Origin of the sequence: Delftia sp. ZNC0008 (assembly GCF_000799035.1) — a bacterium.
Taxonomy (GTDB): Bacteria; Pseudomonadota; Gammaproteobacteria; order Burkholderiales; family Burkholderiaceae_C; genus Comamonas; species Comamonas tsuruhatensis.
This window is the reverse complement of record NZ_JTKZ01000068.1, coordinates 117,824-121,086: the sequence shown is the minus strand read 5'-3', so window position 1 is coordinate 121,086 and position 3,263 is coordinate 117,824. Positions and strand designations below refer to the sequence as shown.

Genomic DNA, 3,263 nt, shown 5'->3' with positions numbered 1-3,263 from the left:
ACCCTGGAGCCGTACTGCCAGCCCGGCTGCTCAAGAGAATGCTTCGCACCGCATGGCTTATTGGGAATGGAATCGCACCGGCGATCCGCACCATCCCCATGTCGTGGTCTGCGTGCACGGCCTTTCGCGCCAGGGGCGTGACTTCGACGCGTTGGCCGAGCGGCTCAGCGAACGTGCCCGCGTGATCTGCCCCGATGTGGTCGGGCGTGGCGAAAGCGACTGGCTGCAGGATCCGACCGCCTACCAGGTGCCTCTTTACGCAGCCGACATGCTGGCCTTGCTGGCCCAGGTGCATGCGCAGGCGCCTGTCGAACAATTGGATTGGGTGGGCACCAGCATGGGCGGGCTGATCGGCATGGCGCTTGCGGGCCAGCCGGGGCTGCCGCTGCCGGCGCCCATTCGCAGGCTGGTGCTCAACGATGTGGGGCCTGTCATCGAGTGGTCTGCCCTGGAGCGCATAGGGCAGTACCTGGGCAAGGGCGTGCATTTTGAAAATCTTGAGCAGGCAGCCCATGCGCTGCTCTTGATTTCCGAAGGCTTCGGCCCACATAGCGAAGGGCAATGGTTGCGATTGACGCGACCTATGATGCGGCCGGCCGCCGATGGCGGCCTTGTCCTGCACTATGACCCTCAGATTGCGGTGCCCCTGCAGCACATGACGCGCGAGATGGCCCAGGCCGGCGAAGCGCTGCTGTGGCAGCTGTATGACCAGATCAAGGCACGCGTCTTGCTAGTTCGTGGTGCGCAGTCCGACCTGCTGACGGCGGCCACGGCACAGGCCATGGCGCAGCGAGGGCCGAAGGCGCATTGCGTGGAATTTGAAGGGGTGGGACATGCGCCCACCTTCGTCGCGGCAGGGCAGGTGGCCTTGCTGTGCCGGTTCTTATGGGGAGAAGAGCGCTTGCCAAGCACCATGAATCTTGCCGAGCAGGCCAGGGAGAGTGACGAATGAAGACTGCCAGCAGCGAGGCCGCCGTGCAGGCGCCTTCGCCCGGCGCAGCCGCGCCGGGCCAGGTGCCGTCGGTGCTGCCGCACCTGATCACGGCCACGTCGCAGACCCTGCCCGAACAGGTCAACGCGCTGGCGCGCGCGCGCAGCTTTGCCGAGCCGCTGATCGCCACCGAGACCATGGAGTCCGGTGAGAACACCATGGCCCATGCCGATGCGGTGGCTGCCATCCTCAAGACCATCGGCGGCTCCGAAACCATGCAGGCGGCGATCTATCTGGTGCATGCCAGCGTGCACCTCAATCGCCCGCAGGAAGTGATCGCCAAGGCCTTTGGCGAGAATTTCGCCACCCTGGCCGTGGAAACCAACAAGCTCATGCGCGTGCAGGAGCAGGCGCGCGGCGCCGAGCTGGGCGGCCAGTACCTGGACGATGAGGCCACGCAGACCGAGAACGTGCGCAAGATGCTGCTGGGTTTCTCGCGCGACCTGCGCGTGGTGCTGCTGCGGCTGGCGTCGCGCCTGCAGACGCTGCGCTACTACGCAGCCAGCAAGCGCCCGGTCTCGCCCGGCATTGCGCGCGAGGCGCTGACGGTGTTTGCGCCGCTGGCCAACCGGCTGGGCATCTGGCAGATCAAGTGGGAGCTGGAGGATCTGTCCCTGCGCTTCCTGGAGCCCGAGACCTACCGCGAAGTGGCCCGCCTGCTCGATGAAAAGCGCGTGGAGCGTGAAGCCTATATGGAGCAGATGCGCGCACGGCTGGAGGCCGACCTGCGCGCGCACAGCATCAGCGCCACCGTGCAAGGCAGGCCCAAGCACATCTACAGCATCGTCAAGAAGATGCGAGGCAAGTCGCTGAACTTCGACCAGGTCTTCGACATCCGCGCCATGCGTGTCGTCGTGCCCACGATCAAGGACTGCTACGCCACCCTGTCCTGGGTGCATGAGCAGTTCACGCCCATCGAGGCGGAATTCGACGACTACATCGCCAAGCCCAAGCCCAACGGCTACCAGTCGCTGCACACCGTGGTGCGCGACGAGACGGGCCGCGCCATCGAGATCCAGATCCGAACCCAGGCCATGCACGACCATGCCGAGCACGGCGTGGCCGCCCACTGGGCCTACAAGGAGGCGGGCACCAAGGGATACGCGGGCGTCACGGCCAGCAGCGAGTACGACGCCAAGATTGCCGTGCTGCGCCAGCTGCTGGCCTGGGGCAGCGACCTGGCGGGCGCCCACCATCGCGGCCTGTTCGAGGACCGCATCTACGTGCTCACCCCCGACGCGGCCGTCATCGAGCTGCCGCAGGGCGCGACGCCCGTGGACTTTGCCTACTCGGTGCACACCAGCCTGGGCCACCGCTGCCGCGGCGCGCGCGTGGACGGCGCCATGGTGCCGCTGAACACGCCGCTGCAAAACGGCCAGACCGTGGAGATCACCACGGTCAAGGAGGGGCGCCCCTCGCGCGACTGGCTCAACGCTGACCTCGGCTACCTGACCAGCAACCGGGCCAAGGCCAAGGTGCGTGCCTGGTTCAATGCCCAGGCCACGCACGAGACCGTGGCGCGCGGCCGCGAGGCGGTCGAGAAACTGCTGCAGCGCGAGGGCAAGACGGCCGTCAAGCTGGAGGAGCTGGCCGTTCAGCTCGGCTTCAAATCGGCCGATGCCTTGTTCGAAGTCGTCGGCAAGGATGAATACTCGCTGCGCAACATCGAGACCGTGCTGCGACCGGCCGAGGCGGAGGAGGAAGTCGAGGAATTCTCCCCGGTGCGCAAGGCACGCGGCACGGACTCGCCCAAGGGCGGCGTGCTGGTCGTTGGCGTGGACTCGCTGATGACGCAGCTGGCCAAGTGCTGCAAGCCTGCGCCGCCGGACGACATCCGGGGCTTTGTCACGCGCGGCAAGGGCGTGAGCGTGCACCGCTGCGACTGCTCCAACTTCCGTGAAATGGCAGCGCGCAATTCCGAGCGCGTGATCGACGTGGCCTGGGGCCAGCCCAAGGCGGCGGCCGTGGCCTCGGCCGTCTACCCGGTCGATGTGTCCGTGGAAGCGGCCGACCGGCAGGGCCTGCTGCGCGATATCTCCGAAGTCTTTGCGCGGGAGAAGACCAATGTCATCGGCGTGCAGACCCAATCCGTCAAGGGAACGGCCTGGATGACCTTCACCGTGGAAGTGGCCGATTCCGGTCGCCTCAACAAGGTGCTGGGCATTGTGGCCGCCGTGGCGGGCGTGCGTTCGGCACGGCGGCGCTGAGCCTGTTCGGGTATTTTTGCCGGAGCCCTGGAAAACCCGTGCTAGAATCGCTTTCTCGAACAAAC

Annotated in this window: 2 protein-coding genes; both read left to right on the top strand. The window is 66.5% G+C overall.

All coding sequences use genetic code 11. The features are described 5' to 3' along the window. Positions 1-52 precede the first annotated feature (52 nt). Complete coding sequence (locus L995_RS02625) at positions 53-952, top strand: alpha/beta fold hydrolase (RefSeq protein WP_047468825.1); 900 nt, start codon at positions 53-55, stop codon at positions 950-952. Then, complete coding sequence (locus tag L995_RS02620) at positions 949-3,198, top strand: RelA/SpoT family protein (RefSeq protein ID WP_016445274.1); 2,250 nt, start codon at positions 949-951, stop codon at positions 3,196-3,198. The genes L995_RS02625 and L995_RS02620 overlap by 4 nt, the downstream gene beginning before the upstream one ends. Positions 3,199-3,263 lie beyond the last annotated feature (65 nt).